General features: G+C 63.1%; 23 protein-coding genes, 2 tRNA genes and 1 other RNA gene. 11 read left to right on the plus strand and 15 right to left on the minus strand.

Annotated elements, in window-relative coordinates; translation table 11 throughout:
• Positions 1 to 8: 8 nt before the first annotated feature.
• The 6 genes from orn to ACFUCV_RS02995 all read left to right on the plus strand — a co-directional run bounded on the left by orn (position 9) and on the right by ACFUCV_RS02995 (position 5,712).
• Entirely contained in the window at positions 9 to 605 is a 597-nt protein-coding gene (orn, locus tag ACFUCV_RS02970) for an oligoribonuclease (RefSeq protein WP_380811850.1), read from the plus strand.
• 174 nt (positions 606 to 779) lie between these two features.
• A tRNA-His gene (locus ACFUCV_RS02975) sits at positions 780 to 855 on the plus strand.
• A gap of 110 nt (positions 856 to 965) precedes the next feature.
• On the plus strand, positions 966 to 1,538 hold the full coding sequence (gene def / locus ACFUCV_RS02980) for a peptide deformylase (protein WP_380811852.1): 573 nt from the start codon (positions 966 to 968) through the stop codon (positions 1,536 to 1,538).
• 142 nt (positions 1,539 to 1,680) lie between these two features.
• Entirely contained in the window at positions 1,681 to 3,132 is a 1,452-nt protein-coding gene (locus ACFUCV_RS02985) for a sugar porter family MFS transporter (protein ID WP_380811854.1), read from the plus strand.
• Between the two features lie 13 nt (positions 3,133 to 3,145).
• Complete coding sequence (locus tag ACFUCV_RS02990) at positions 3,146 to 4,006, plus strand: acyltransferase domain-containing protein (RefSeq protein ID WP_380811856.1); 861 nt, start codon at positions 3,146 to 3,148, stop codon at positions 4,004 to 4,006.
• Positions 4,007 to 4,065: 59 nt separating this feature from the next.
• Positions 4,066 to 5,712, plus strand: a complete 1,647-nt coding sequence (locus ACFUCV_RS02995; RefSeq protein WP_380811858.1) for a peptide chain release factor 3 — start codon at positions 4,066 to 4,068, stop codon at positions 5,710 to 5,712.
• Positions 5,713 to 5,738: 26 nt separating this feature from the next.
• Here the strand turns inward: ACFUCV_RS02995 and ACFUCV_RS03000 are convergent, their stop codons facing one another.
• The 5 genes from ACFUCV_RS03000 to ACFUCV_RS03020 all read right to left on the minus strand — a co-directional run bounded on the left by ACFUCV_RS03000 (position 5,739) and on the right by ACFUCV_RS03020 (position 11,617).
• Positions 5,739 to 6,593: an HNH endonuclease family protein gene (locus ACFUCV_RS03000; protein WP_380811860.1), complete on the minus strand. Its 855-nt coding sequence runs from the start codon at positions 6,591 to 6,593 to the stop codon at positions 5,739 to 5,741.
• Between the two features lie 1,327 nt (positions 6,594 to 7,920).
• Positions 7,921 to 8,643: an HAD family hydrolase gene (locus ACFUCV_RS03005; RefSeq protein WP_380811862.1), complete on the minus strand. Its 723-nt coding sequence runs from the start codon at positions 8,641 to 8,643 to the stop codon at positions 7,921 to 7,923.
• A gap of 558 nt (positions 8,644 to 9,201) precedes the next feature.
• Positions 9,202 to 9,492 (minus strand): hypothetical protein, encoded by a 291-nt coding sequence (locus tag ACFUCV_RS03010; protein WP_380811864.1) that lies wholly within the window; start codon positions 9,490 to 9,492, stop codon positions 9,202 to 9,204.
• 219 nt (positions 9,493 to 9,711) lie between these two features.
• Positions 9,712 to 10,093, minus strand: an RNA gene (gene rnpB, locus ACFUCV_RS03015) — RNase P RNA component class A.
• A 30-nt stretch (positions 10,094 to 10,123) separates the two neighbouring features.
• Entirely contained in the window at positions 10,124 to 11,617 is a 1,494-nt protein-coding gene (locus ACFUCV_RS03020; RefSeq protein WP_380811866.1) for a glyceraldehyde-3-phosphate dehydrogenase, read from the minus strand.
• A 161-nt stretch (positions 11,618 to 11,778) separates the two neighbouring features.
• Here ACFUCV_RS03020 and ACFUCV_RS03025 point away from each other — a divergent pair, with 161 nt between their 5' ends.
• Entirely contained in the window at positions 11,779 to 12,543 is a 765-nt protein-coding gene (locus tag ACFUCV_RS03025; protein WP_380811868.1) for a YaaA family protein, read from the plus strand.
• A gap of 11 nt (positions 12,544 to 12,554) precedes the next feature.
• Here ACFUCV_RS03025 and ACFUCV_RS03030 read toward each other — a convergent pair whose 3' ends face one another.
• Positions 12,555 to 13,292: a zinc ribbon domain-containing protein gene (locus ACFUCV_RS03030; protein ID WP_380811870.1), complete on the minus strand. Its 738-nt coding sequence runs from the start codon at positions 13,290 to 13,292 to the stop codon at positions 12,555 to 12,557.
• 46 nt (positions 13,293 to 13,338) lie between these two features.
• On the minus strand, positions 13,339 to 14,355 hold the full coding sequence (locus ACFUCV_RS03035) for a Nif3-like dinuclear metal center hexameric protein (RefSeq protein ID WP_380811872.1): 1,017 nt from the start codon (positions 14,353 to 14,355) through the stop codon (positions 13,339 to 13,341).
• A 151-nt stretch (positions 14,356 to 14,506) separates the two neighbouring features.
• Here ACFUCV_RS03035 and msrA point away from each other — a divergent pair, with 151 nt between their 5' ends.
• From msrA to epsC, 3 genes are all read left to right on the plus strand, one after another.
• Positions 14,507 to 15,031 carry a peptide-methionine (S)-S-oxide reductase MsrA gene (gene msrA / locus ACFUCV_RS03040; protein ID WP_380811874.1) on the plus strand — a complete coding sequence of 175 codons (525 nt, stop codon included), beginning with the start codon at positions 14,507 to 14,509 and terminating at the stop codon, positions 15,029 to 15,031.
• Positions 15,032 to 15,130: 99 nt separating this feature from the next.
• Positions 15,131 to 16,066 carry a cysteine synthase A gene (gene cysK, locus ACFUCV_RS03045; protein WP_380811876.1) on the plus strand — a complete coding sequence of 312 codons (936 nt, stop codon included), beginning with the start codon at positions 15,131 to 15,133 and terminating at the stop codon, positions 16,064 to 16,066.
• Positions 16,067 to 16,215: 149 nt separating this feature from the next.
• Complete coding sequence (gene epsC / locus ACFUCV_RS03050; protein ID WP_380811879.1) at positions 16,216 to 16,803, plus strand: serine O-acetyltransferase EpsC; 588 nt, start codon at positions 16,216 to 16,218, stop codon at positions 16,801 to 16,803.
• Positions 16,804 to 16,888: 85 nt separating this feature from the next.
• Here the strand turns inward: epsC and gndA are convergent, their stop codons facing one another.
• On the minus strand, positions 16,889 to 18,340 hold the full coding sequence (gene gndA, locus ACFUCV_RS03055) for an NADP-dependent phosphogluconate dehydrogenase (protein ID WP_380811881.1): 1,452 nt from the start codon (positions 18,338 to 18,340) through the stop codon (positions 16,889 to 16,891).
• A 195-nt stretch (positions 18,341 to 18,535) separates the two neighbouring features.
• On the opposite strand from gndA, the gene ACFUCV_RS03060 reads away from it, so the two are divergent.
• On the plus strand, positions 18,536 to 19,588 hold the full coding sequence (locus tag ACFUCV_RS03060) for a D-2-hydroxyacid dehydrogenase (RefSeq protein WP_380811883.1): 1,053 nt from the start codon (positions 18,536 to 18,538) through the stop codon (positions 19,586 to 19,588).
• 448 nt (positions 19,589 to 20,036) lie between these two features.
• Here ACFUCV_RS03060 and ACFUCV_RS03065 read toward each other — a convergent pair whose 3' ends face one another.
• The 7 genes from ACFUCV_RS03065 to ACFUCV_RS03095 form a co-directional block, all read right to left on the minus strand.
• Positions 20,037 to 20,567, minus strand: a complete 531-nt coding sequence (locus ACFUCV_RS03065; protein WP_380811885.1) for a hypothetical protein — start codon at positions 20,565 to 20,567, stop codon at positions 20,037 to 20,039.
• Entirely contained in the window at positions 20,549 to 20,725 is a 177-nt protein-coding gene (locus ACFUCV_RS03070; RefSeq protein ID WP_380811887.1) for a hypothetical protein, read from the minus strand. Before ACFUCV_RS03070 ends, ACFUCV_RS03065 begins: the two co-directional genes overlap by 19 nt.
• A gap of 9 nt (positions 20,726 to 20,734) precedes the next feature.
• Positions 20,735 to 20,872 (minus strand): hypothetical protein, encoded by a 138-nt coding sequence (locus tag ACFUCV_RS03075; protein WP_380811889.1) that lies wholly within the window; start codon positions 20,870 to 20,872, stop codon positions 20,735 to 20,737.
• A gap of 86 nt (positions 20,873 to 20,958) precedes the next feature.
• Positions 20,959 to 21,031, minus strand: a tRNA-Val gene (locus tag ACFUCV_RS03080).
• A 70-nt stretch (positions 21,032 to 21,101) separates the two neighbouring features.
• A complete protein-coding gene (locus ACFUCV_RS03085) occupies positions 21,102 to 22,064 on the minus strand; it encodes an NAD-dependent protein deacetylase (RefSeq protein ID WP_380811917.1) in 963 nt (320 codons plus the stop codon).
• Positions 22,065 to 22,066: 2 nt separating this feature from the next.
• Entirely contained in the window at positions 22,067 to 22,543 is a 477-nt protein-coding gene (locus tag ACFUCV_RS03090) for a redoxin domain-containing protein (protein ID WP_380811891.1), read from the minus strand.
• Positions 22,543 to 22,962, minus strand: coding sequence for a DUF3052 domain-containing protein (locus tag ACFUCV_RS03095; protein ID WP_380811893.1), 420 nt, complete (start codon positions 22,960 to 22,962; stop codon positions 22,543 to 22,545). The genes ACFUCV_RS03090 and ACFUCV_RS03095 overlap by 1 nt, the downstream gene beginning before the upstream one ends.
• Positions 22,963 to 23,385: the final 423 nt, after the last annotated feature.

The following is a 23,385-nucleotide window of genomic DNA, read 5'->3' on the forward strand; positions in this document are numbered from 1 at the left end:
TTGGTGCGGTGGCTATTACTAATGAACGCATTGTATGGATTGACTGTGAGATGACGGGCCTGGACGCCGTGAACGACGCCCTCATTGAGGTGGCCGCGCTGGTCACCGACTCGGAATTGAACATCCTCGGCGAGGGTGTGGACGTGGTGATCAAACCCACGGCCGAGGCATTGGCGCAGATGGGTGACTTTGTCCGCACCATGCACACCAACTCCAAGCTCATTGACGAGCTCGACGCCGGCGTGACCATGGAGCAGGCGCAGGCCCAGGTGCTCGCTTACATCCGCCAGCACGTGCCCGTGCCCAACAAGGCACCCCTGGCGGGCAACTCGGTGGGCACCGACAGGGTGTTTTTGGCCCGCGACATGCCCGAACTGGTGGAGCACCTGCACTACCGCGTCATTGATGTCTCCACCATCAAGGAACTGGCCCGCCGCTGGTACCCGCGCGCTTACTTCCAGGCCCCGGCGAAGACGGGGAACCACCGTGCGCTCGGTGACATCCAGGACAGCATCAATGAGCTCAAGTACTACCGCGAGGCGGTCTTTGTGCCGGCCCCGGGACCCAATTCCGCCACCGCCAAGAAAATCTCGGCCCAGTTCTAGCCCCTGCGCCGCCTGATTTCCGGTGCGCACGGACGCGGTGGGTGCGATCTAGCTCACAAACAGCCCCTGAGGCCGCGTACGTGGTTTTTGGACCGTTTTGATCGTGTAGACTAGTCGTCGTTGCCACAAGCACGCGGGACATTGACAAAGGTCCGGCAGGCTTCGGCTGACATGGTGGGATTAGCTCAGTTGGCAGAGCGCCTGGTTGTGGTCCAGGAGGTCGCGGGTTCAACCCCCGTATCTCACCCCAAGTGGTTCCTGGTGAATCATGAAGAACACCCCGGTCATGTGGCCGGGGTGTTTTTTAGTGCCAAAACACAATACCGCCCCTCCCCTTCCCCGGCATGCAAAGGAAACCCCATGACCATCCATCCCGTCACCATTTTGGGTGAGCCCGTGCTGCACCGCCGCGCCGAGGAGGTGCAGGCCTTTGATGAACAGCTGCACACGCTGATTGCGGACATGTACCAGACCATGGATGTGGCCAATGGCGTGGGCCTGGCCGCACCCCAGATTGGCGTGGGCCTGCGCTTGTTCACGTACCACATGGAGAACGACGACGGCGTGCCCGCCCAGGGCGTGGTGGTGAACCCCGTGCTGACGGTGGGCAAAATTTCCGGCAACGCCCCCGATCCCGAGGAAGAGGTGGAGGGCTGCCTGTCCGTGCCCGGCATCGACTTCCCGCTCAAACGCGCCCAGTGGGTCCGGGTGCGCGGATTTGACGCCGCCGGGGACCCCCTGGACTTTGAGGCCACCGGCTGGTTCGCCCGGTGCATGCAGCACGAATACGACCATTTGGACGGAAAGCTGTACGTGGACAGGCTCAATCCCCGCTACGCCAAAAAAGCCAAAAGGGCGGCAAAAAACAATGGTTGGGGCGTGCCGGGACTGAGCTGGATGCCGGGTGTGGACCCGGATCCCTTCGGCCACTGAGGCTTTTCTCACCCTCCCTCCCGGCGCAAAGGCCAGCACGGGCGGCGCCAATGCAGTAACTTAGCCATACAGGACCGCTTTACCTAGATTTTTTTACACATCACAGGCCGCGGCTGCCCACCGGCGGCCACAAGGGGGAATCATGCCCAAGAACACCGAATCAACTCCGGCGCCCACCGGCATCCCACGGAAAGTCATTGGCCTTGCCGTGGCCGGGGCCGTGGGCGGCTTCCTCTTTGGTTTTGACTCCTCAGTGATCAATGGTGCAGTCGATGCCCTCCAGGGCGAGTTTGTCCTGGGGGACGCCTTGACGGGCTTCGCCGTGGCCATTGCCCTTTTGGGCTGTGCCGCAGGCGCCTACATGGCCGGCAAGATCGCCGATGCCAGGGGGCGCATCCCCACCATGAAGATTGGTGCGGTGCTGTTTTTTGCCAGTGCCCTGGGAACAGGCTTGGCCTTTGGCGTCTGGGATTTGATTTTCTGGCGCCTGGTGGGTGGTTTGGGCATTGGGCTGGCCTCCGTGATTGCCCCGGCGTACATTTCCGAGATCGCGCCGCGGCGGCACCGCGGCCGTCTGGCCTCGCTGCAGCAGCTGGCCATCACCATCGGCATTTTTGCCGCATTGCTCTCCGACGCACTCTTTGCCAATGCCGCCGGCGGCGCCGCCGAGGTGCTCTGGCTGGGCCTGCCCGCCTGGCGGTGGATGTTCCTGGCCGCGGCGGTGCCGGCAGTGGTCTACGGCTGGATTGCCTTTATCCTGCCCGAATCCCCGCGCTTTTTGGTCCTCCAAGGCAAGGAGGCCGAAGCCACGAAGGTGTTCCACACCATTGCCCCGAACGACGACGCCGAACGCAGCATCCGCGACATCAAGACCGCCGTGGAGGAAGACCGGTTGGCCTCCCGCAAGGGCTCGTTGCGCGGAAACCGCCTGGGCCTGCTGCCGGTGGTGTGGATCGGCATAATCTTGTCCATGCTGCAGCAATTCGTGGGCATCAATGTGATTTTCTACTACTCCACCACCCTGTGGAAGGCCGTGGGCTTCCAGGAGAGCAACTCGCTGACCATTTCCGTGGTGACGGCCGTGGTGAACATCCTGGTCACCCTCATCGCCATTGCCCTGGTGGACCGGGTGGGCCGCCGCCCCATCCTGCTCACCGGCTCGGTGGGCATGGCGGTGTCACTGGCCACCATGGCCCTGGCCTTCGCTTCGGCCACCGGCAGCGGCGAGGACATCACCCTTCCCGGCGCCTGGGGCCCCATTGCCCTGGTGGCCGCGAATGTGTTTGTGGTCAGCTTTGGCGCCTCCTGGGGGCCGCTGGTCTGGGTGCTGTTGGGCGAAATTTTCCCCTCCCGCATCCGTGCCCGGGCCCTGGGCCTGGCCGCAGCTGCCCAGTGGATCGCGAACTTCCTGATCACCTTGACGTTCCCGTCCATGTCGGCTGCGTCCCTGCCGCTGACCTACGCCATGTACGCCCTGTTCGCCGTGGCCTCGTTCTTCTTCGTCATGTTCAAGATCCCGGAAACCAACGGCATGGCCCTGGAACAGGCCGAGACGCTCTTTGTGAAAAAGCCCAAGGCAGCCAAAAAGTCCTGACTGGAACTTTCCCATGACCCTGCACGCACCCTTGGACCCCGAAGAGACGTTGGCCCTTTTGGGCGTGGCCGACGCCGACCGGCCCGGCTGCCTGGCCCTGTTGGCCGGGCCGGCAAGCCCGGCGGTGGAATGTGTGCTGGCTTATTTGGCCTCCCGGCTCGGCAGCGCCGAGGAGCCGGTTCCCGAGCTGGTCGCTGCGGGAATTCCAGTGGCCGAAGGCGACTGGCTTGCCGGGATGCTGCGCTTTGTCCCGGAACTGCTGGCCTGGCATCGGGACCGGAACATCACCGCCGATGTCACGCGGGCCACCTTGGCCGATTTTGGCCGCAACCTTGCCATCAACCGGCGCGTGCATCAACGCTTTGGCATGGACACGTACAAGTGGCTGACCCATCTCTTTGCCGGGCGGCTGTTCCAGCTGGGGCGCCTGCAGTATTTGCTGCACCAGCCCCAGGCGGACATTCCCGGCGTGCAGGCCGGCGAGTGGATTGTGGGGATCCACATTCCCGAGGACGGCGGGCTGGGCATCGCTTCCGTGCGGGAGAGCCTGGCGCTGGCGGCGGCCTTCTTTGCAGCCCATTTCCCGGACCGGCCCGTCCGCACGGCGAACTGCGAATCGTGGCTGCTGGACCCGTATCTGCGCGCGCGGATGCACCCGGACTCCAACATTGCCCAGTTTGTGGATCTCTTCAGCCCCTACGGACAACCCCGGGATGAACCCACCGACGCCGTGTATTTCACCTTCCGCACCCGGCGCATGGACGCCCTTGGGAAGCTGCCCAGAAACACCACGCTGCAGAAACTGGTTCTGGAACGCATTGCCGCCGGCGGCACCTGGCAGTTGGGCTTCGGGGCCCTGCAGCTGCCCCAATAGAGGCTTCAGGATCCGCCGGCCGCGGCTGCGGTAAACTTGGCTGTTGCGCCTCCTGCCGCATGTACAGTTTTTCCGCCCCGCTAGAAAGTAGTCTTGTGTCCTCTCCGGCCCAGTCCCCCGCCCGTGCCAGCGAAATCACCGGCCAGGCGGAACGTCGGCGCACCTTCGCCGTCATCTCACACCCCGACGCCGGCAAGTCCACACTGACCGAGGCCCTGGCCCTGCACGCAAAGGTGATTGGCACCGCCGGCGCCACCAACGGCAAATCCAACCGCAGGGACACGGTCTCGGACTGGCAGCAAATGGAGAAGGACCGCGGCATTTCCATCAGCTCCGCGGCACTTCAGTTCTCCTACCGTGACACCGTCATCAACCTGCTGGACACCCCCGGCCACGCGGACTTTTCCGAGGATACCTACCGCGTGCTGGCGGCGGTGGACTGCGCCGTGATGCTCGTGGATGCCGCCAAGGGTCTGGAAACGCAGACCATGAAGCTCTTTGAGGTCTGCAAGGCGCGCAATCTGCCCATCATCACAGTCATCAACAAGTGGGACCGCCCGGGGCTGGACCCGCTGGAGCTGATGGATGAAATCACCCAGCGCACGGGCCTGGCGCCCATGCCCCTGACCTGGGCCATCGGCATTGCCGGGGACTTCCGCGGCGTGTGGGACATCCGGCGCAATGAGTTCGCCAAGTTTGCGCGCAACAGCTCCGGCGCCCACATTGCCCTGACCGAATACCTCTCCCCCGAAGAGGCCGCCGTTTCCGAAGGCGACGCCTGGACCGATTCCGTGGAGGAGGCCTCCCTGGTGGTGGATGAGGAGGCGCCCCTGGACCTGGAGGCCTTTTACGCCGGCCAGGCCACTCCGCTGCTGTTTTCCTCCGCGGCCCTGAACTTTGGTGTGAAGCAGATCCTGGACACCCTGGTGGACTTTGCCCCGCCCGCCACGCCGCGTCCCGACGTCGACGGCGCCCCCCGCGCCGTGGACGCCCCCTTCTCCGGCTTTGTCTTCAAGGTCCAGGCCGGCATGAACCAGGCCCACCGCGACCATGTGGCCTTCATCCGCATCTGCTCGGGGATGTTTGAGCGCGGCATGGTGGTCACCCAGACCCGCACGGGCAAGTCCTTCGCCACCAAGTACGCGCAGCAGGTCTTTGGCCGCGAACGTGAAGTCATTGACACGGCCTTCCCCGGGGATGTGGTGGGTTTGGTGAACGCCTCGGCCCTGCGCGTGGGCGACAGCTTGTTCGTCGAAGAACCGGTGGAGTACCCGGCCATTCCCCTGTTCGCGCCCGAGCACTTCCAGGTGGCCCGCTCCAAGGATCCAAGCAAGTACAAGCAGTTCCGCCGCGGCATTGAGCAGCTGGAACATGAAGGCGTCATCCAGGTGCTGCGCTCGGACCTGCGCGGGGACCAGGCACCGGTGCTGGCCGCCGTGGGACCCATGCAGTTTGAAGTGGTGGAGGACAGGATGCACCACGACTTCAACGCGCCCATGCGCCTGGAACGCCTGCCCTACTCCCTGGCGCGTTTGACGACGCCGGACGCCACGGCCGTGCTGGCCAATGTCCACGGCGCCGAAGTGCTGGAGCGCACGGACGGGGAATTCCTGGCCTTGTTCAATGACATTTGGGCCATGCGCCGGGTGGAAAAGAACCACCCTGACCTTCCGTTGACTGAAATTGGCAGTTCCATGCAAAAGTGACCCCGTCCCTTCAGGGTTTTTACGCTTCACTGCCTGTCCTGGGTTTCTGCCGGGTGCAGATATCCCGAGGGCAGGCTTTGTTGTTGCGGGCACAGTCCCAGCACGCGCACCATGGCAGCCTTTTCCGCCGGGGCCACCCACAGCCGGTAACTGGCTTTGACGGATATTTGCCGGGCCACGTAGTGGCAGCGGAATTTTTTGGACGCCGGCAGCCAGCTGGCGGCATCGGCGCTGGACTTCTCCTGGTTGGCCGGGCCATCCACCGCCAATAAATTCAAGGGATCATTGGCCAGGCTTTCCCGTTGTGCCGGGCTCAGCGCCGCTGCCCCTGTCTGCCAGGCGTTGCCCAGGGCCACCACGTGGTCAATTTGCACGGCTTTGCTGCTCTCCCTGCCCCGTTCGAACGCAAGGTCCACCGCCGTGTAGGGCTCAGCGAGCACTCCCGAAGCCACCAGGCAGGGCGAGCCGTCGGTAAACTCAAGGCGTTGCAGGTCCCGGCGCAGAATGTCATTGCGTGTGTCGCAGCCATTGGCGTCGGCATCCGCCCACGGCGCGCCAAAGAGGGCGCGGTCGTAATCACTGCTGGCTGCTTTGTCTTTCACGGGCAGGGTTTCCAGCAGGGCCAGCGCAGATCCGGACTGCACTGCCACCACCGGTTGGCCCGGGCCCGGATCCGGGGCGCTAAAGACCGGCGGCGGACCGGCGTCGGGGGTAAAGGGCCACCGTCCGGCGGTGTGCAGCCAGCCTGTCATGGCCAGCAGCACTGTCAGCGCCAACACCACCGCCAACCGCCACGGGGGACGCGTCGTGTGGCAGTGCTGCGGATTTGCCCGGGCACGGCCGCGCTGGCTGGGCTGTCCCGTTTGGGCCCGTGATCCCATGGTGTGCCGCCCCCGCCCAATTTGGGAAATAGCATGCTGAGACCATTCTAGGAAGCTGCCTTGGCGGCTGGGCGCGTTTATCCACAGCCGGCCGCTGCCGGGCAACGCCAAGGCAGCGGCACCTGAGGAATCCAAGGGATCCCGGCCGGCGCCCACGACGCTTGGTCTGGCACCGTACTGGGTGGGCTCCGTCAGAAGTCGGCTGCACATTTCTTCGGAGCGTGTTGGTTCCGCTGACCTTCGTTGTCCGCGTTCAACGGCCCGGTGAATGGCCGATCGGCCCATGAAAAATGGTTCGGCCATTTCGGTCATGGTGCAGGTGTTTACATCGTGCAGTTCCAGCAGGTGGGGTTCTTGTTTCACTGCGGTCTTGACTGTTTCCCCGGAGTCGGCCATTGGCCTTGGCAACCGGCCAGCTCAGTTCACATACGCCCTGTACGTGATTTCTGACAATACTTCCGCGCGCAGCTGTCGCCGCTGTGCCTTCCAGATGTTGCCCAGCGAGTCCATGGGGGTTCTCCCACTCACCTACTTGATGTAGCTTTAACACCTCAACACCAGACCGGAGGAAGTTATGAATGCAAACGCGGCAGCAGACAAGCAGCCAGTAACCGATGCTTCCCCCCAGGAGAATCAGGACGAGAAACAAGATCAAGAAGGTAGGGAGCGCATCCCCGGGTCAAAGGAGGGCGTGGGTATTGGCCAAAGCAACGAGCCCAATACCTTCGAGTCCGAAGAGGATCCGGACGCCACCGAGGTCGACAACGACTCTTCCCAATAATCATTGGAAGCTCCGTTGCGAAAGCGCCCAGCGGGTTCGTCAGCGGCGGTTGTATAGCAGCTGCGGCGTCAATCCCCGGCTTTGGTGGAGGGTTTATTAGGCCCTCTTCATTGTTTTGATGGCGGATGGAAGTGAATGCCAGTTTACTTCCGCTTCCACGCCCAAAACGTATCCAATTCCCCCGTGGAGCCGCCGGTGGTTGTATAGCTCGATGTATTCGGCGTCCCTTGCTGAGGCCGTTCACACCGGTCCGTGGCCCCTTACTGCGGACGAAGTCGCCTGTAAGAGTGAGTTGCGCACCTCGTCCGCGCCGTTGTCCTGCGCGAGCGCTGGATACTCCCATCGACTGACGGATAGTATTTCCGGTACACCAAGCACCCAGTCCGCGGGAGGTGTATAGCGCTCCATCGTCCGCGGTGGGCCGAATTCGGGTTACCTCGATTATGCCAAGGACTCCGTTTAGCCGGGGACCGTTTCGGTGGGCGCGTATTTGCTCGGGTTGGCCCTGTTTCTCGGCCTATTGGTTCGGGCCGTCAGCTTTGATTGCTAGGATTCCGCGAGCCTGTGCAGTCCGCAGTCGTTGAACCCGTCCAGCAACGCTTGGACGTCCTTGTAGACCTCAACCGCCCCTGCTTCGCGCAGTTCGGCCTCGCTGGTGCCGCCGGAGGTGATGCCGATAGTGGGGATCCCCAATTTCGACGCGGCCAAGACATCCCAGACGGAATCTCCCACGAACACGGCATTTTCCGCTGAGAAGCCACCGGTTTTCAGTGCTGCCTTCAGGATCTCTGGTGAGGGCTTGCTGTTCTCCGCATCGTTGGAACTGGTGGCGCCCGTGAGCGCATCATCCGCGTCGATGATTCTGCGCAGTACAGCCAGCTCCTGCTTCGAAGCAGACGATGCCAGTACCACGGTCAGCCCATTCTCTGCACAACGCCGAATCAGCTTGGCGGCTCCCGGGAAAGCACGAAGAGCAGGCCAATGGCTGGAGAAGATTGCCCCGTGGGTGGAGTCCAGTTCGCTGTCCTGCTCCACGTCCCTGTCCTCCCCCAGCAGGTGCGCCACGAGTTTGTCACCGCCCAGTCCAATGGCACGATGGATTTCCGCCATCGGGATATCGTGGCCGAAGCGGCGGAACGCCTGCCACCAGGCGATCGTGTGCAGGTAATTCGAATCAACGAGTGTTCCGTCAACGTCGAAGAGTACGCCGCGTTGAACTTTTTCCGTCATTGCTTCCTCGCCCACCGTTTCAGCATCCTTCCGCGTCATTTTCCCATATCGTAACAGCACGATCTGCCCCAAATAGAGGCACCGCGGGGGAACATGGGGCTGAGCATCCCGTCTACAAGGCCGCAAATGCACCCACTGAAAGTCCCTAAACAGAGCTGCCGATGCAAGCGAAACAACGAATGCGGTACCCGCTAAGGATGGGCGGGATGAACGCTCGCTTTACCGGGCAGCTGTCATGGCTGTTGGATGACTGAAATCATGGCGTGGGCCATCGCCTTGCTCAGGGTCTCAAGTTGAATTTCATGCCTGTAAAAAGAGTCGCAGTGGGTACAGCAATAGTCCACGTCCCAGATGCCGCCCCCATTGCGTTTGCGCCTGCGGGCCCCCTCTATCACGATGTGCTCATCGGATTGGCACTGCTGGCACCAGATGATGGCAACGGAAGAATGTGTGGCGGGAGCTTGGCCTGCCGAATAATCACTGGTCCTGGTTTCCTGGGGCATTTTTACATCACCTCTCGAAACAAATCACTGAGACCAGAGTACGATCTTGTGACCCCCATGTTAAGCAACATAGTTCCACCCGTCCAGCATGGATTTACACCGCAACAGCCACCTTGGACCGCACCGTCCATGTTTCCCTGTCCGTGCCCAACACCAGCTCAAAGGTGACCAAATCCGATTTGGGGTTGTGCCCTATCCTGGCCTGCACCTGCCACACCATTACATCTATGCGGACGCACCCGCCCGGGGGCATGCGCCGTTCCGTCTCCCACCACGACACCCGCTCATACCAGCGCACCGGCTCGACGGCCACATTCCACCTCCGGCCCCCACAGGTGAAGGAGACGGGCACGCCGGACACTGTTTCAACCGCTGGATCATCCATGCCCTGGACACTACGGACAGGGTAGGACACCACCTTCCGCGGGCCGGCGCAACACCACGAGAAGCCAGGGAGTTTTCAGGGAGTTTCACCACCGAAACAAACTTCAAACCCTTACAAAGACTGCAAAGCGCTTCAGTGCTGAAGTCCCCGAATTCCCTGAATTCCCCGACAATTAGGGCCATTCTCCCGCTCGACAAAGCGGCACAAGGAGGCTTTTGTTGGATAGGGCAGCCTGTACGCCGGGTTTTGTCATCCACCGCGGTTACCCGCGGTGGAGAGGCAACCATCCATCTACGAACGCCGTTGCCGACGCCCTCTAGCAGCCTACCCAGGCACTCGGGCGAACAGCCCTCAGTCATGCCCTGTCTGGCCTTGCTCCGGGTGGGGTTTACCTAGCTTCCCCAGTCACCTGGGGAACTGGTGGTCTCTTACACCACCGTTTCACCCTTACCGGCTCCGGCCCGAAAGCCGTGCCGGCGGTCTATTCTCTGTGGCACTGTCCTGCGGGTTGCCCCGAGTGGGCGTTACCCACCACCCTGTTCTGTGGAGCCCGGACGTTCCTCGAGCCACTTGCGTGACGCGCGGTTGCCCAGCTGCCCTATCCAGTTAGCAAGTCTACAGTGGCGGGCGCCTAAACCAGCGCCGCGGCTGCTTCGGCAGTGGTTTCCAGGGGCGGGAACTGGCGGGGATGAACCCCTGCCATTTCCTCCATGACGCGCACCACCTGGCAGCTGTAGCCAAATTCATTGTCGTACCAGACATAGAGCACCAAGTGCTTGTCGGTGCTGATGGTGGCCAGGCCATCGACAATGCCGGCCCGGCGCGAACCCACAAAGTCGCTGGAGACCACCTCCGGGGAATCAATGAAGTCGATCTGCTTGCGCAAGGCCGAGCCCAGGGACGTCTCCCGCAGGAAGGTGTTGACCTCTTCCTTGGTGGTGCCGTTTTCCAACGTCAGGTTCAAGATTGCCATGGACACATTGGGGGTGGGGACGCGGATGGAGTTTCCGCTCAATTTGCCCTCAAGTTCCGGAAGCGCCTTTGCCACCGCCTTGGCTGCACCGGTTTCGGTCAGCACCATGTTCAGCGCCGCCGAACGGCCCCGCCGGTCACCCTTATGGAAGTTGTCGGTGAGGTTTTGGTCATTGGTGAATGAATGCACGGTTTCCACGTGGCCGTGGACAATTCCGTACTTGTCATTGAGGACCTTCAGGACCGGGGTGATGGCATTGGTGGTGCAGGATGCGGCCGTAATGATCTTGTCTTCCGGCAGGATGGTGCCGTGGTTGATGCCATGCACCACGTTCTTCAACGCGCCCTTGCCCGGGGCCGTCAGCAGCACCCGGGCCACACCGGTGCTTTGCAGGTGCTGGGACAGGCCTTCTTCATCACGCCAGCGGCCGGTGTTGTCCACCACCAGGGCATCGTGGATGCCGTAGGCGGTGTAGTCGATGGTGGCGGGGCTGTCGGAGTAAATGACCTGAATGGCGGTGCCATTGGCCTGAATGATGTTGTTTTCATGATCCACGGTGATGGTGCCGTTGAACGGGCCGTGGACGGAATCGCGGCGCAACAGGCTGGCGCGTTTGGTCAGATCATCCGCCCCGCCGTTACGCACCACAATGGCCCGCAGGCGCAGGCCCTGGCCGCCACCTGAATGTTCAATGAGGATCCGCGCCAGGAGCCGCCCGATCCTGCCAAAGCCGTACAGGACCACGTCGGTGCCGGCACGCTGGTCCATTCCCTGCCGGTCAACCACATCCGCCAGTTCGGTGCGCAGGAATTCCTCCCGGGTCCGTCCGGCGCCTTCCTGGGCGTACTTGAGGTTCAAGGTGGCCAAATTGATTGATGCCGGGCCCAGGCGGAGGGTGGTCATCGCCTGCAGCAGCGGCAGGGTCTCCTCCGGCCGGAGCAGCACGCCGTCAACGTGGCGGGCAAAGCGGTGCGCCTTCAGCAAGGTGACGGCGGACTGGTTGATCAGGCTGCGCCCATGCACGGAAAGAATGACATTGTTCTCACGGTAAAGGCGGCCGATGAGCGGAATCATGGCCTCCGCCAGGGTTTCGCGCTCTATCCATGACTCCAGGACGGCGTCGCTGTTGCTGGCTGCAGGTTTCTGCGTCACGTTGCTACTCTCTTCTAGCTCAAAACACCCTTGGTTTAAGCCACGTTCAGTTTGCCAGCGCCGTTGGCCTCCCAGCGAATCCAGTGGGACGCGTCACTAGACCGGTATATGGCGGTTTTGGCCCAAGCTGACTTGGCCCGTGCAGGCTATAAGCTCTTGTGGTGCTTATTCTGCTCCCCCCGTCCGAAGGCAAAACCCCCGCCGACGCCGGGACCCCCGTTGACTTGTCCACACTCAGCTTCCCGGCCCTGACGCAGGCGCGCCAGGACGTGGCCAGTGCGTTGGCACAGGTCTCGGCGCAGGATGACGCGCTGGATCAATTGGGTGTGGGCGCCACACTGGTCCATGAGGTCAGCCGGAACACCCGCCTGGCCCATGAGCCCGCCGCCCCGGCACACAGCATTTACACGGGCGTCCTGTTCGACGCTCTGGGCTACCACAGCCTCTCGAAGCCGCAGCAGCGCAAGGCCGACGCCGCCGTCCTGGTCATCTCGGGGCTGTGGGGGGCCGTCGCATTCGCCGACAGCATCCCGGCCTACAGGCTCTCCATGTCAGTGAAGCTGCCCGGACTGGGCAAGCTGGCCAGTTTTTGGAAGCCACATCTCACAGCGGCCGTGGCCCCGCATGCACAGGGGCACCTGCTGGTGGATTGCCGCTCCAGCAGCTACGCCGCGGCATGGGTTCCAGATCCCACGCGCACGGTCGCCATCAATGTCTTCACCGAACGCCACGGTGTCCGCAAAGTGGTCTCGCACTTCGCCAAACATACCCGCGGCGAACTGGCCCGGCACCTGATCACCCGCCCGGGCAAGGCGCCCCAGACCCCGGCCCAGCTTGCGGGCGCCGCCGGTGAAAAGTGGGTGGTGGAGCTGGTCGAAGGAACAGCGCGCAAGGCACATGCGCTGAACATCATCCTGCCGGGCTGACTGCGGATCCTCTAGCCCCACTGCTCCGAGCGGATTAAAATGGCGCCCGAATCCGGGCAAAAGACTATTGACTCGGGGCTGGCCTTTTTAATGTCGGCCAAGTCTCCGGCGCTGAGCTGCATCCCGGAACCTTCGGATTTTCCGTGGAACAGGCGGGCGGCGCCCACACCGTACTTGTTCAAGGCGCGATCGTAAACGCTCAGCAGTTCCGGGGCAAAGGTGGCGGCCAGCGCGGCACGTTCGGCCAAGGTGGCATCGCGCTCCATCTTCAAGGCGCCCAGCTTGCTGCGCACCTCATCGAGCACCCCATCGAGCACCGATTGCATATTGGCCACCAGTTCACGCTGCGCGGCCTGCTTGGCCGTGACGTCCTCCAGGGCCTCCATGGCCACCAGCTCGGTGTCCGCCAGGTCCCCGCGGCGCTTGGTCAACGATTCAATTTCGCTTTGCAAAGCCACCAGGTCCTTGGACAGTCCGGTGCCACTGTTGAGCCGCGCCTCGTCCCGTTCAATGCGGGCCACCACGGCGGCCACATCGTCTTCGGCCTTGGTCAGGGCGCGTTGGGCGTCACTGACGGCGGTGTCAAGGACCACCAGGTCGCTCTTGGCCACCGTGACTCCGGCGTGCAGGTCCGGCAGCCGCGGGTCGTCCTTCAACGCCTTGGCCTGCACATCGAGTCCGCGGAGCCTGCCGTCCAGTACTTGCAGGTCCAGCAAACGCATTTGCTCGCCCGGTGCTGCCTTAGCCATTTATGTTCTCCTGCTGCCGTTGATGCGGTGGTTTCCTGCGCCAAGCCTAGTTGTTGGGGGTCAAAATGAAGTCCCACGGGTCCGTGTTGAGCTGACTGACTGCAAGTTCGGCCTCAAAACCCTGATCCGAGAGCACGGTGCCCAGCGCCTCCGCCGCGGCCGGCAGCCACAGCCATTCACTGGCGAAGTGTGAAAGGTCAATGAGCTGCGGTTTCCCGTCTGCCCGCAGTTCACGGGCTTCCGACGCCGGATGGTGGCGCAGGTCGGCCGTGACGTACACATCGGCGTCACTGGCGCGGACGGCGTCGAACAGGCTGTCACCGGCGCCGCCGCACACGGCCACCTTGCGCACCAGGGCGTCCTTGTTTCCCGCCACCCGCACTCCCCCGGCCACGGCCGGCAGCTGCAGGAAGATCCGCGCGGCAAGATCACCAAGCTTTTCCGCCTCCGGCAGCAGGCCCACCCGGCCAATTCCCTCCTCCACCAGGCCGTGCCTGGCCGGCATGAGCGGGCGCACCTCGTTCAGTCCAATGGCATCGGCCAGAACGTCGGAGACGCCCCCCACGGCGCTGTCACCATTGGTGTGCACGGTGAGCAGCGCGCAGCCGCCTTCAATGAGACGGTGAATGGCGCGTCCCTTGCCGGAGGTGGCGGCCACGGAATTGACGCCCTTGAGCAGCAGCGGGTGGTGGGTCACCAGCAGCTTGGCGCCCCACTCCAAGGCCTCATCAATGACCTCCAGGGTGGGGTCCACAGCGAACATGATCCTGTCCACTTCCGCTTCGGGACGCCCCACCACGAGCCCCACCCGGTCCCAGTCCTCGGCCAGGGACTCCGGCCAGAGCTCCTCAACGGCCACGAGCACATCCGAGAGCGCGGGTGTTTCCAGCTGCAGATGTTCCTCCCCGGCGGCCCCGGCGCCGCTGACCTGGACGGCGTCGCCGCCGGCGCCGCTGCCAGCCGGTGTGGCTGCGTCTTGAGCCAAACCGTCCAAGCTGTCATCCGCTTCGGCGGCCAACCCGGGGTCGTCGTCGTACGCAGGAAAATTTGAATCCTTACTCATGTTCCTACCTTACTGGCGGGCGCGTCCCTGGTGTGCGCACGGCCCGGCATGGGCGGGCAATGTTGAAACGGGAGGCGGTGGCGGCTTTGGAGGGGAAAATGCGGTGCCCGGATCCGGGAATGCCAGCAGCGGCAGTTGACTTATAGCTACCATGAAGACTTTTGTATTGGGCGGCGGGTGCTTTTGGTGCCTCGATGCCGTGTATCAAATGACCCGCGGCGTGGAATCGGTGGTCTCCGGATATTCCGGCGGCGCCCTGCCCAACCCCAGCTACGAGCAGATCTGCACCGGCATGACGGGACACGCGGAGGTGGTGTCGGTGACCTTTGATGAAAACGTCATCCCGGCGGAGACCATTTTGGACATGTTCTTCATCCAGCACGATCCCACCACCTTGAACCGTCAGGGGTACGACGTCGGCACCCAGTACCGTTCGGTCATGTATTACCGCACCGACGCGGAAAAGGCGGAGTTTGACGCCGCCATTGCCCGGAACCAGGAGCTGTGGGCCGACCCCATCGTGACCGAGGTGTCTCCTTTGGGAACCCTGTATGTGGCGGAGCAGGACCACCAGGACTTTTACGCCCAGCGCCCCGAGGTGGGTTACTGCCAGGTCATTATCAACCCTAAAATAGCCAAAGTGAGAAAACATTACGCGAAGTGGCTCACGGCCTAGAACCGCGTGGCGCTGCACAGTTAAGCTGGCGCATATGCCCGGGCGCAGCCTGCTCCCGCTGTGCTTTAACTCCTCGATTTATGAAGCTAAGGACCCCTCATGGCACGGATTTATGACAACGTCACGCAGCTGGTTGGCGGCACGCCCCTGGTGCGCCTGAACCGGCTCACGGAGGGCCTGGATGCCACGGTGGCGGTAAAGCTGGAGTTTTACAACCCAGCCAACAGCGTCAAGGACCGGATTGGCGTGGCCATCATTGATGCCGCGGAGGCTGCCGGGGCGCTGAAGCCCGGCGGCACCATTGTGGAAGGCACCTCCGGCAACACCGGCATTGCTTTAGCCATGGTGGGCGCGGCCCGCGGCTACAAGGTCATTTTGACCATGCCGGAGACCATGTCCACCGAACGCCGCGTGATGCTGCGCGCCTACGGCGCCGAAATTGTGCTCACACCCGGCTCTGAAGGCATGCGGGGCGCAGTGGACCGTGCCCAGCAGATTGTTGCCTCCACCGAAAACGCCATCTGGGCCCAGCAGTTCGCCAACAAGGCCAACCCCGAGATCCACCGCCTCACCACGGGCGAGGAAATCTGGGAGGACACCGACGGCGCCGTGGACATCTTCGTTGCCGGCGTTGGCACCGGCGGCACCATCACCGGGGCCGGGGGGCTGCTGAAGAAGCGCAACCCCAACATCCAGGTGGTGGCTGTGGAGCCCAGCGATTCCCCCATTCTCAATGGCGGCGCCCCCGGCCCGCACAAAATCCAGGGTCTGGGCGCCAACTTCATCCCGGAAAACCTGGACCGCGCCATCTACGACGAGGTCATGGATGCCACGCTGGAGGATTCCGTGGCGGTGGCCCGTGCGCTGGGCAACCAGGAAGGCATTTTGGGCGGCATCTCTTCAGGAGCCATTGTGTGGGCCGCACTGGAACTGGCCAAACGTCCGGAGAACGCCGGCAAGCTCATTGTGGCCATTGTGTGCGACTTTGGCGAACGCTACATCTCCACCGCACTGTACGACGACATCCGGGGCTGAGCTGCCGGACCACCCGGGCTGAAGTCAGCCGGCATGGGCACCGGGCCCGCATCACGGGGATGGCCCCGCGGTGCGGGTGCTGGTCTAAGGTTGACTGTTGCTGGAATTCACCGCCCACCCGCACCGCGGGGGCCAAAGGAAAGAAGTCTGTGGGATTTTTCGCCAGGATGCAGGAAGACCTCGAACATGCCCGGTCGCATGACCCGGCCGCGCGTGGCTCCGCGGAAAATTTCTTCGTCTATTCCGGTCTGCACGCCATTTGGATGCACCGGCTGACCCACAAAATGTGGAACAACGCGGGCCTGCGCTTTCCCGCCCGCGTCCTGTCCCAGCTGACGCGCTTTGCCACCGGCATTGAAATCCACCCCGGTGCCAGCATTGGCCGGCGCTTCTTCATTGACCACGGCATGGGCGTGGTCATTGGAGAGACCAGCGAAATTGGGGACGACGTGATGATCTACCACGGCGTCACCCTCGGCGGACGCTCCCTGGCCAAAACCAAACGCCACCCCACCATTGGCAACCGCGTCACCATCGGAGCCGGAGCCAAGGTCCTGGGACCCATCCACATTGGTGACGATTCGGCCATTGGCGCCAATGCCGTGGTGGTCAAGGACGCCCCCGCCAGCTCCATCCTCACGGGCATCCCGGCCAGTGTGCGCCACCGCGACTCGCGCCGGGAAATGGCCCCTGCCGTGGACCCGGCCGAATACATTGATCCGGCCATGTGGATCTAGCCTCCCCCACACACCCCAGCCAACGGCGTCGGCCAGCCTCCTTTTCTTCAAAGGAGGCTGGCCGACGTCGTTTCCGGGCCTGGTGCTAGTGGGTGTCGACGGCGGCAATCTCGCTCTTGTCGCCGCTCCACTGGGTGTGGAAGGTCCCTTCGGTGTCCACGCGGCTGTAGGTGTGGGCGCCGAAGAGGTCGCGCAGCCCCTGCGTCAGAGCGGCGGGCAGGCGCGGGCGGCGCAGGCCGTCGTAGTAGGCCAGCGAGGAGGAGAACACGGGCACGGGGATGCCCAGCTGCACGGCAGTGGAGACAACACGGCGCCAGGCCGGGAGGACCTCGGCAATTTCGGCCGCGAACGCCGGGGCGAAGAGCAGGTTCGCCGGCTTGTCAGCAGCCGCGTAGGCCTTGGTGATGTCCTTGAGCAGCTCGGCGCGGATGATGCAGCCGCCGCGCCACAGCGAAGCAATCTCATCAAGCTTCAGATCCCAGTTGTATTCCGCGGCGGCACTGGTGAGCATGTCAATGCCCTGCGCGTAGCTGATGAGCTTGGAGGCGTAAAGGGCCTGGCGGACGTCTTCGACGAAGTCGGCCCCGAGATCCACGGCAACCTCGTGGCCGGCCAGAACGTCCTGGCCAATGGCACGCTGATCGCGCTGGGAGGACAGTCCGCGGGCAAAGACGGACTCGGCAATGGCCGAAATGGGCGAACCCAGATCCAGGCCCGACTGCACCGTCCAGCGGCCGGTGCCCTTCTGGCCTGCCGAGTCAACAATGACGTCAACCAGCGGCTTGCCGGTCTTGGCGTCCACATGGCCCAAAACCTCAGCCGTGATTTCAATCAGGAAGGAGGCCAGCTGGCCCCCGTTCCATTCGGCAAAGATTTTTGCCTGCTCGGCCGGCTCAATGCCGGCTGCGCTGCGCAACAGATCGTACGCCTCGCCAATGACCTGCATGTCGGCGTATTCAATGCCGTTGTGGACCATCTTGACAAAGTGGCCGGCGCCGTCGGTGCCAATCCATGCGCAGCAGGGCTCGCCGTCGACCTTGGCGGAAATCTTTTCCAGCAACGGTCCCAGCGCGTCGTAGGATTCCTTGGAACCTCCCGGCATGATGGACGGCCCGAGGAGGGCGCCCTCCTCACCGCCGGAGACGCCGACGCCGACAAAATGCAGGTCCTTTTCGGCCAGTGCCGCTTCCCGGCGCCGGGTGTCGAGGTAGTGGGAGTTGCCGCCATCAATGACGATGTCGCCGGCTTCCAGCAGCGGAACCAGCTGGTCAATGACGGAATCGACGGGACCGCCGGCCTTGACCATGATCAGCACGCGGCGCGGCTTTTCCAGGGAATCGACCAGTTCAGCCAGGGTTTCCGTCCGGACAAATTCGCCCTCGGAGCCGTGGGCAGCCAGCAAGGCCTCGGTTTTTTCCACGGAGCGGTTGTGCAGGGCCACCGTAAAGCCGTTGCGGGCCAGGTTGCGGGCCAGGTTGGCGCCCATGACGGCCAGTCCGGTGACGCCGATCTGTGCAGTGCCAGTTTGTGCAGACATACTACCTCCAAGAGAATGAAACAGTTTCCACCAGCTTATCGGTGCCGGGGCCGCTTCCCCAGCGCATTCCATGCTTCGAACACCGCGTCCCCGCCGCACCCGGCAGTCAATGGCCAGCACAGGTGAAACCGGGCGGGTGCGGCTGCGGCCGGCCTTGCGCGATGGCCCATGCGGTGGCTTCCCTATGATGGCATCATGACAGTCACGCACCCCACAATAGCCATTGCCGTTCCGCTGCAGGCCGAGCTGATCGCAGCCATTCGCGCCAGCAGCCCCGGCATCACTGTCCTGTATGAGCCGGAACTGCTGCCACCGGAGCGCTTTGCCGCCGATCACGCAGGCGATCCCCGCTTTCAACGCTCCCCGGAGCAGGAAAGGCGTTACTGGGACATGCTCATGAGCGCTGACATCCTCCTGGGCTTTCCCAATGACAATGCCGCGGGCCTGGCCAGGATTGCCGCCAATCCCAAGCTGGAATGGATCCAGGCCATGGCATCAGGCGCCGGGGGAACCGTGCGTGCCGCCCGGCTGTCCGCCAAGGACCTGGACCGGATTGCCGTGACCAGCTCGGCGGGAGTGCATGCGCTGCCGCTGGCCGAATTCGCCATGCTGGGACTGCTGGGCGGCTTCAAACGCGTCCCTGAACTGGCTGCGGACCAAAGCGCCAAACACTGGCCGGAGCTGCGGACCCCCACACGCATGGCCCAGGGATCCCACATTGTCATTGCCGGCTTGGGGGAAATTGGTTTGGAGACGGCCCGGCTGGCCCGCGCCCTGGGCATGACCGTCAGCGGCACCAAGCACCGGGTGGGGCCCATTGCCGGCATTGAAGAGGTGGCACCTTCCGCCGAGCTGCCACGCCTGCTCGGCACGGCCGATGCATTGATCAACACCCTGCCGGGAACCCCTGACACGGAGCGGCTCATTGGCGCGGAGGTTTTTGCTGCCATGCAGCCCGGGACGGTGGTGGTCAATGTGGGCAGGGGCAGCGTCATTGACGAACCAGCCCTCCTGGCAGCCCTGGACAACGGTCAGGTGGGCTATGCCTGCCTGGATGTTTTTGCCGTGGAGCCCCTCCCGGCGGACAGCGCCCTGTGGGGGCACCCCCGGGTGCTTGTCTCGCCGCACTCGGCGGCATTGGGGGCCACGGAGAACCAGCTCATCACCGAACGGTTCATTGAAAATCTGCAGCACTTCCTCGCCGGTGCACCTCTGCTGCACGTGGTTGATCCGCAGCATTTTTACTAGGCCTTCATGGCACCGCTCCATTCAGGGCTTTGGATCCCGCCGGCACCAAAGGGTTGGCTGTGATTTATCTCGCAATGGACCGGAGGTAGAACATCCGGCCTTGTATTTAGAAATTAGTAGCTGTATATTCATTGCAGGCCTTCCACTGTGGCGTCCCCCAATAGCCACAGTGGAGGGTCCTCCAATTTAAGAGGACAGTTGGTCCGGGTCGAATCCCTGCTGCGGACTTTCCGGGTTCAATCTGGAAACGCGGTGTGTCAGTTTGCATCGGCGGCGTCGGCGGGATATATTTTTCTTATTGGTTCCCCACCACAGCGTCCCCCAATAGCTGTGGCGGGGAACCTCTTAGTTTAAGGGCCAGGGCGCCTTCACGCCCGCCGGCGCCAGGGCAGCCCCCGATCGTGTCCCTTTTCTTCGCCCGGCAGCCGCCGGCGGCTGCCGGGTCCGGCTACTTGAAAGCCAGCAGGCGCCTGAAGGCTGGTCCACCAATGATTTCAATGTCCTGGCCGGCTGCCACGAGTTGGCGTGCACGCAGCAATTTTGCACTTGGCGCGCCGCTGGCGGGATCGGCACACACCAACATGGACACCTTCCGCGTCACATTGTTGGCAAGGGTGGCGCCCCTTGCCGCGGCCGCATCCTGTGCCTGCCCGCGTGACATCCCCTCCACATCGCGGCTGAACACCATGGTCTGTCCAAACAACGGACCATAGGGGTTTGCCTCCCGGTTGGCTGCAGGCAGCTCTGACAGCCGGCGGAGAAGGCCCGCGGAACCGGAATGGCGGAAACCGCTCCCGGGCACTACGGGCCACAAGCTGGCGAGGCTGAAAAGTTGGGTGCTGCGGGCCAGGGCAATGGCCACATGGGCGCAGGCCAGGGCGTCGTCGCCGGCGTCGTGGTGCTTGAAGTCAGCCAAGCCCAACGCCGTGGCAACGTGGGACAACTTGTAGCTGGGCAGTTTCAGGTGTTTGCGCGCCAAAAGCAGTGTGCAGTGAAAATCAAAGGTGGGGCAGGCAGTCCGTACACCTCGTTGGCCCTGGTGATCACGGATTTCTCAAAGCTGACATTGTGTCCCACCAGGGCGTCGCCACCAATGAAGTCCACCATGGCGCCGTGGCTGTGGCTCCACTCGGGCATGGTGCGCACCTACCCGGCAGTAATGCCGTGCACGCCCACATTGATGGGATGGAACCTGTCGTGGCCAGAGGGCGGTTTGATAAGCCACGAGGCCCGGTGGCTGTTGGCCGTTTCAAAATCAATGGCCGTGAAGGAAATGCCATGCATTGAAATCTCCCCTGTTTGCTTGTCCAGAAAGCACAAAAAACCCCGCCGCATCAAGGAATGCCTTGCCACGACGGGGTTTTTCTGGGTGGGTCCTACCGGGATCGAACCGATGACATCCACGGTGTAAACGTGGCGCTCTACCAGCTGAGCTAAAGACCCATGCACTGCCCAAAGCCAACAGACTTTGCAGCTGTTTGCCTGACCAACGAGAAACCACTGTACCCGATGCCTAGTGATCGCGCCAATCGTCAACCAGCAGCTGCGCCAGGCGGCTTAAGCTCTCCCCAACGCCGGCTTCAAGTTTTACGGTTGCCTGCTCATCACCGCGGGTTTTGCCCCTGTTGATGATAATGACCGGCTTGCCGTCCTTGGCGGCCTTTTTCACAAACCGCAGCCCGCTCATCACCGTCAACGACGATCCTGCCACCAACAGCACCTGCGCCGCGTCCACCATGGCGTAGGACCTTTCCACCCGGTCCTTGGGCACGTTCTCACCGAAAAACACAAAGTCAGGCTTCAGCAGGCCGCCGCACAGCGGACACTTGGCCACCTTGAAACTGTTGATCAGCTGTTCGCTTTCCAGCGCGGCGTCGGCATCCGGGGCCGCCTCCACCCCGCCCGCAGCCTCCACGGCATCCAAGAACCCGGGATTGAGCTCTTCAAGCACCACTGCCAGAAACGCGCGGGAGTAGGTGGTGGAGCAGTTCATGCAGACGATTTGGTCAAAGCGTCCATGCAGGTCCACAACCTCGCGGGCGCCGGCGCTTTCATGGAGCCTGTCCACGTTTTGTGTGATGATGCCTGTCAGTTGTCCAGCCTGCTCCAAGGCAGCAACGGCGTAGTGGCCGGCATTGGGCGCCGCCTGACGCATATGGGCCCACCCGAGGTGGTTTCTGGCCCAGTAGCGTCGGCGCAATGGCGCATCATTCATAAACTCCTGGTATGTCACCGGATTGCGCGGGGCCGATCCTGGGCCACGGTAGTCCGGAATGCCGGAATCAGTGCTGAGCCCGGCGCCGGTGAGCAGCGCCACGGGCCGGCCCTTGAGCATGGCAGCAATGCTGTCCACCACTGCCATCTCCTTCGGCGGCAGGACCAGCCCGCCCACAGCGGGGTTTTGTGCAAAGCCCGTTTCCCCAATGCCGGGCCGGTCCGTCCCGGCACCACCCGCCGAAGGCCGCGCCTTATCCATGTTCACAGCTGCTCCAAGGCCTGCCAGTAACGTTCCAGCGGCCGGACCTGGCCGGTGGGGCTGCTGAAGACATCGGCAATCCCGCCCTGGGCCCGAATCAAAAAAGTGCTCCGCAGAGCCATGCCGCGCCCCTCATCCAGCACCCCATAGCTTTGTGCCACGGCGCCGTGGGGCCAAAAATCGGACAGCAGCTCAAAGCCAAGATTCTCGGCAGCGGCGTAGCTGCGCAGCGCGTATTTGCTGTCCGCGGACACTGCCAGCAGCCGCACCCCGGCCGCCGCGAAACGCTCCCTGTGGTCCCTGAGCTCCCCCAGCTCGGCAGTGCACGTTGCGGAGAAGGCAAAGGGATAAAAGACAAGGGCGACGGCGGTCCCCCGCAAGGCGGCAAGGGACACCGGCTCGCCAAACTGGTTTGGCAGGCAAAAGTCGGGAGCCGGGTCACCGGCCGCCAGAACCTGGCGCGGACCGCCGTCGAACATTACTGACGCTTACGGGGAACCAAGCGGGTGGCCGCCCAATCAGCGCTGACACCTGCGGTGGTGGTGACGTGCAGGCCGGCCGTGGGTGCAGCTTCCTGAATGTCCGACGGCGGGACGTAACCTTCGCGGCCCTGCTTGGGGGTCAGGATCCACACGACGCCGCCCTCATCAAGGGTGGTGAGGGAATCGACCAGGGCATCGACCAGGTCACCATCATCCGCCCGCCACCAGAGGATGACGGAATCAACCACGTCGTGGTCCTCTTCGTCGAACATTTCGGAGCCAATGAGCTCCTCAATGCTGTCGCGTAGCCCAAAGTCGACGTCGTCGTCGTATCCGAGTTCCTGGACAAGATCGTCATCCTTGAACCCTAAAATGCCTGCGACTTTAACATCAGTGCCGGCGTCGGCCTCGCTCACGTTTTTCCTCCTGCGATCAACGCCTGCGCGCTGGTTGGTTGGTTGGTATCCCCCAGTCTAGGGGGTGAGGCCATATTGCCTCCACTTATCCGCCGTGGGCAATAAAGTTGACTCCGCCCCGGAGGCCGAATGTGATTCATATTACACAGGGGGCCGGCTGGATCCGCGCACCTGCCGCGCGCACCCGCCGGGTGCGGCATTCATGGAGCGGCACCGGCTACGCACTACTCACGGCGGCGGACTAGAGTGTTGCGTACACGCCCATCGCCACAGCAGTGGGTGCACACAGAGCTTTTAAGAGAGGTTGGACGTGGCTGCAGGAGACGAGAATTCCCATATCCGTAGTGGGTTGACCAATCAGCTGCCTGATCGTGATCCGGAGGAGACGGCCGAGTGGCTTGAGTCTTTGGATGCGTTGATTCA

The sequence above is a fragment of the Specibacter sp. NPDC057265 genome (genome assembly GCF_042668835.1).
In the GTDB taxonomy this organism is placed as follows: domain Bacteria; phylum Actinomycetota; class Actinomycetes; order Actinomycetales; family Micrococcaceae; genus Specibacter.

What these genes read in the sequence shown, in the direction of transcription:
- def (WP_380811852.1), top strand. Translation starts at nt 966, where the DNA reads ATGACCATCCATCCCGTCACCATTTTGGGTGAGCCCGTGCTGCACCGC.
- ACFUCV_RS02985 (WP_380811854.1), top strand. Translation starts at nt 1,681, where the DNA reads ATGCCCAAGAACACCGAATCAACTCCGGCGCCCACCGGCATCCCACGG.
- ACFUCV_RS02990 (WP_380811856.1), top strand. Translation starts at nt 3,146, where the DNA reads ATGACCCTGCACGCACCCTTGGACCCCGAAGAGACGTTGGCCCTTTTG.
- ACFUCV_RS02995 (WP_380811858.1), top strand. Translation starts at nt 4,066, where the DNA reads ATGTACAGTTTTTCCGCCCCGCTAGAAAGTAGTCTTGTGTCCTCTCCG.
- ACFUCV_RS03000 (WP_380811860.1), bottom strand. Translation starts at nt 6,593, where the DNA reads ATGGGATCACGGGCCCAAACGGGACAGCCCAGCCAGCGCGGCCGTGCC.
- ACFUCV_RS03005 (WP_380811862.1), bottom strand. Translation starts at nt 8,643, where the DNA reads ATGACGCGGAAGGATGCTGAAACGGTGGGCGAGGAAGCAATGACGGAA.
- ACFUCV_RS03010 (WP_380811864.1), bottom strand. Translation starts at nt 9,492, where the DNA reads ATGGATGATCCAGCGGTTGAAACAGTGTCCGGCGTGCCCGTCTCCTTC.
- ACFUCV_RS03030 (WP_380811870.1), bottom strand. Translation starts at nt 13,292, where the DNA reads ATGGCTAAGGCAGCACCGGGCGAGCAAATGCGTTTGCTGGACCTGCAA.
- ACFUCV_RS03035 (WP_380811872.1), bottom strand. Translation starts at nt 14,355, where the DNA reads ATGAGTAAGGATTCAAATTTTCCTGCGTACGACGACGACCCCGGGTTG.
- msrA (WP_380811874.1), top strand. Translation starts at nt 14,507, where the DNA reads ATGAAGACTTTTGTATTGGGCGGCGGGTGCTTTTGGTGCCTCGATGCC.
- cysK (WP_380811876.1), top strand. Translation starts at nt 15,131, where the DNA reads ATGGCACGGATTTATGACAACGTCACGCAGCTGGTTGGCGGCACGCCC.
- gndA (WP_380811881.1), bottom strand. Translation starts at nt 18,340, where the DNA reads ATGTCTGCACAAACTGGCACTGCACAGATCGGCGTCACCGGACTGGCC.
- ACFUCV_RS03060 (WP_380811883.1), top strand. Translation starts at nt 18,536, where the DNA reads ATGACAGTCACGCACCCCACAATAGCCATTGCCGTTCCGCTGCAGGCC.
- ACFUCV_RS03070 (WP_380811887.1), bottom strand. Translation starts at nt 20,725, where the DNA reads ATGCCCGAGTGGAGCCACAGCCACGGCGCCATGGTGGACTTCATTGGT.
- ACFUCV_RS03075 (WP_380811889.1), bottom strand. Translation starts at nt 20,872, where the DNA reads ATGCATGGCATTTCCTTCACGGCCATTGATTTTGAAACGGCCAACAGC.
- ACFUCV_RS03085 (WP_380811917.1), bottom strand. Translation starts at nt 22,064, where the DNA reads ATGGATAAGGCGCGGCCTTCGGCGGGTGGTGCCGGGACGGACCGGCCC.
- ACFUCV_RS03090 (WP_380811891.1), bottom strand. Translation starts at nt 22,543, where the DNA reads ATGTTCGACGGCGGTCCGCGCCAGGTTCTGGCGGCCGGTGACCCGGCT.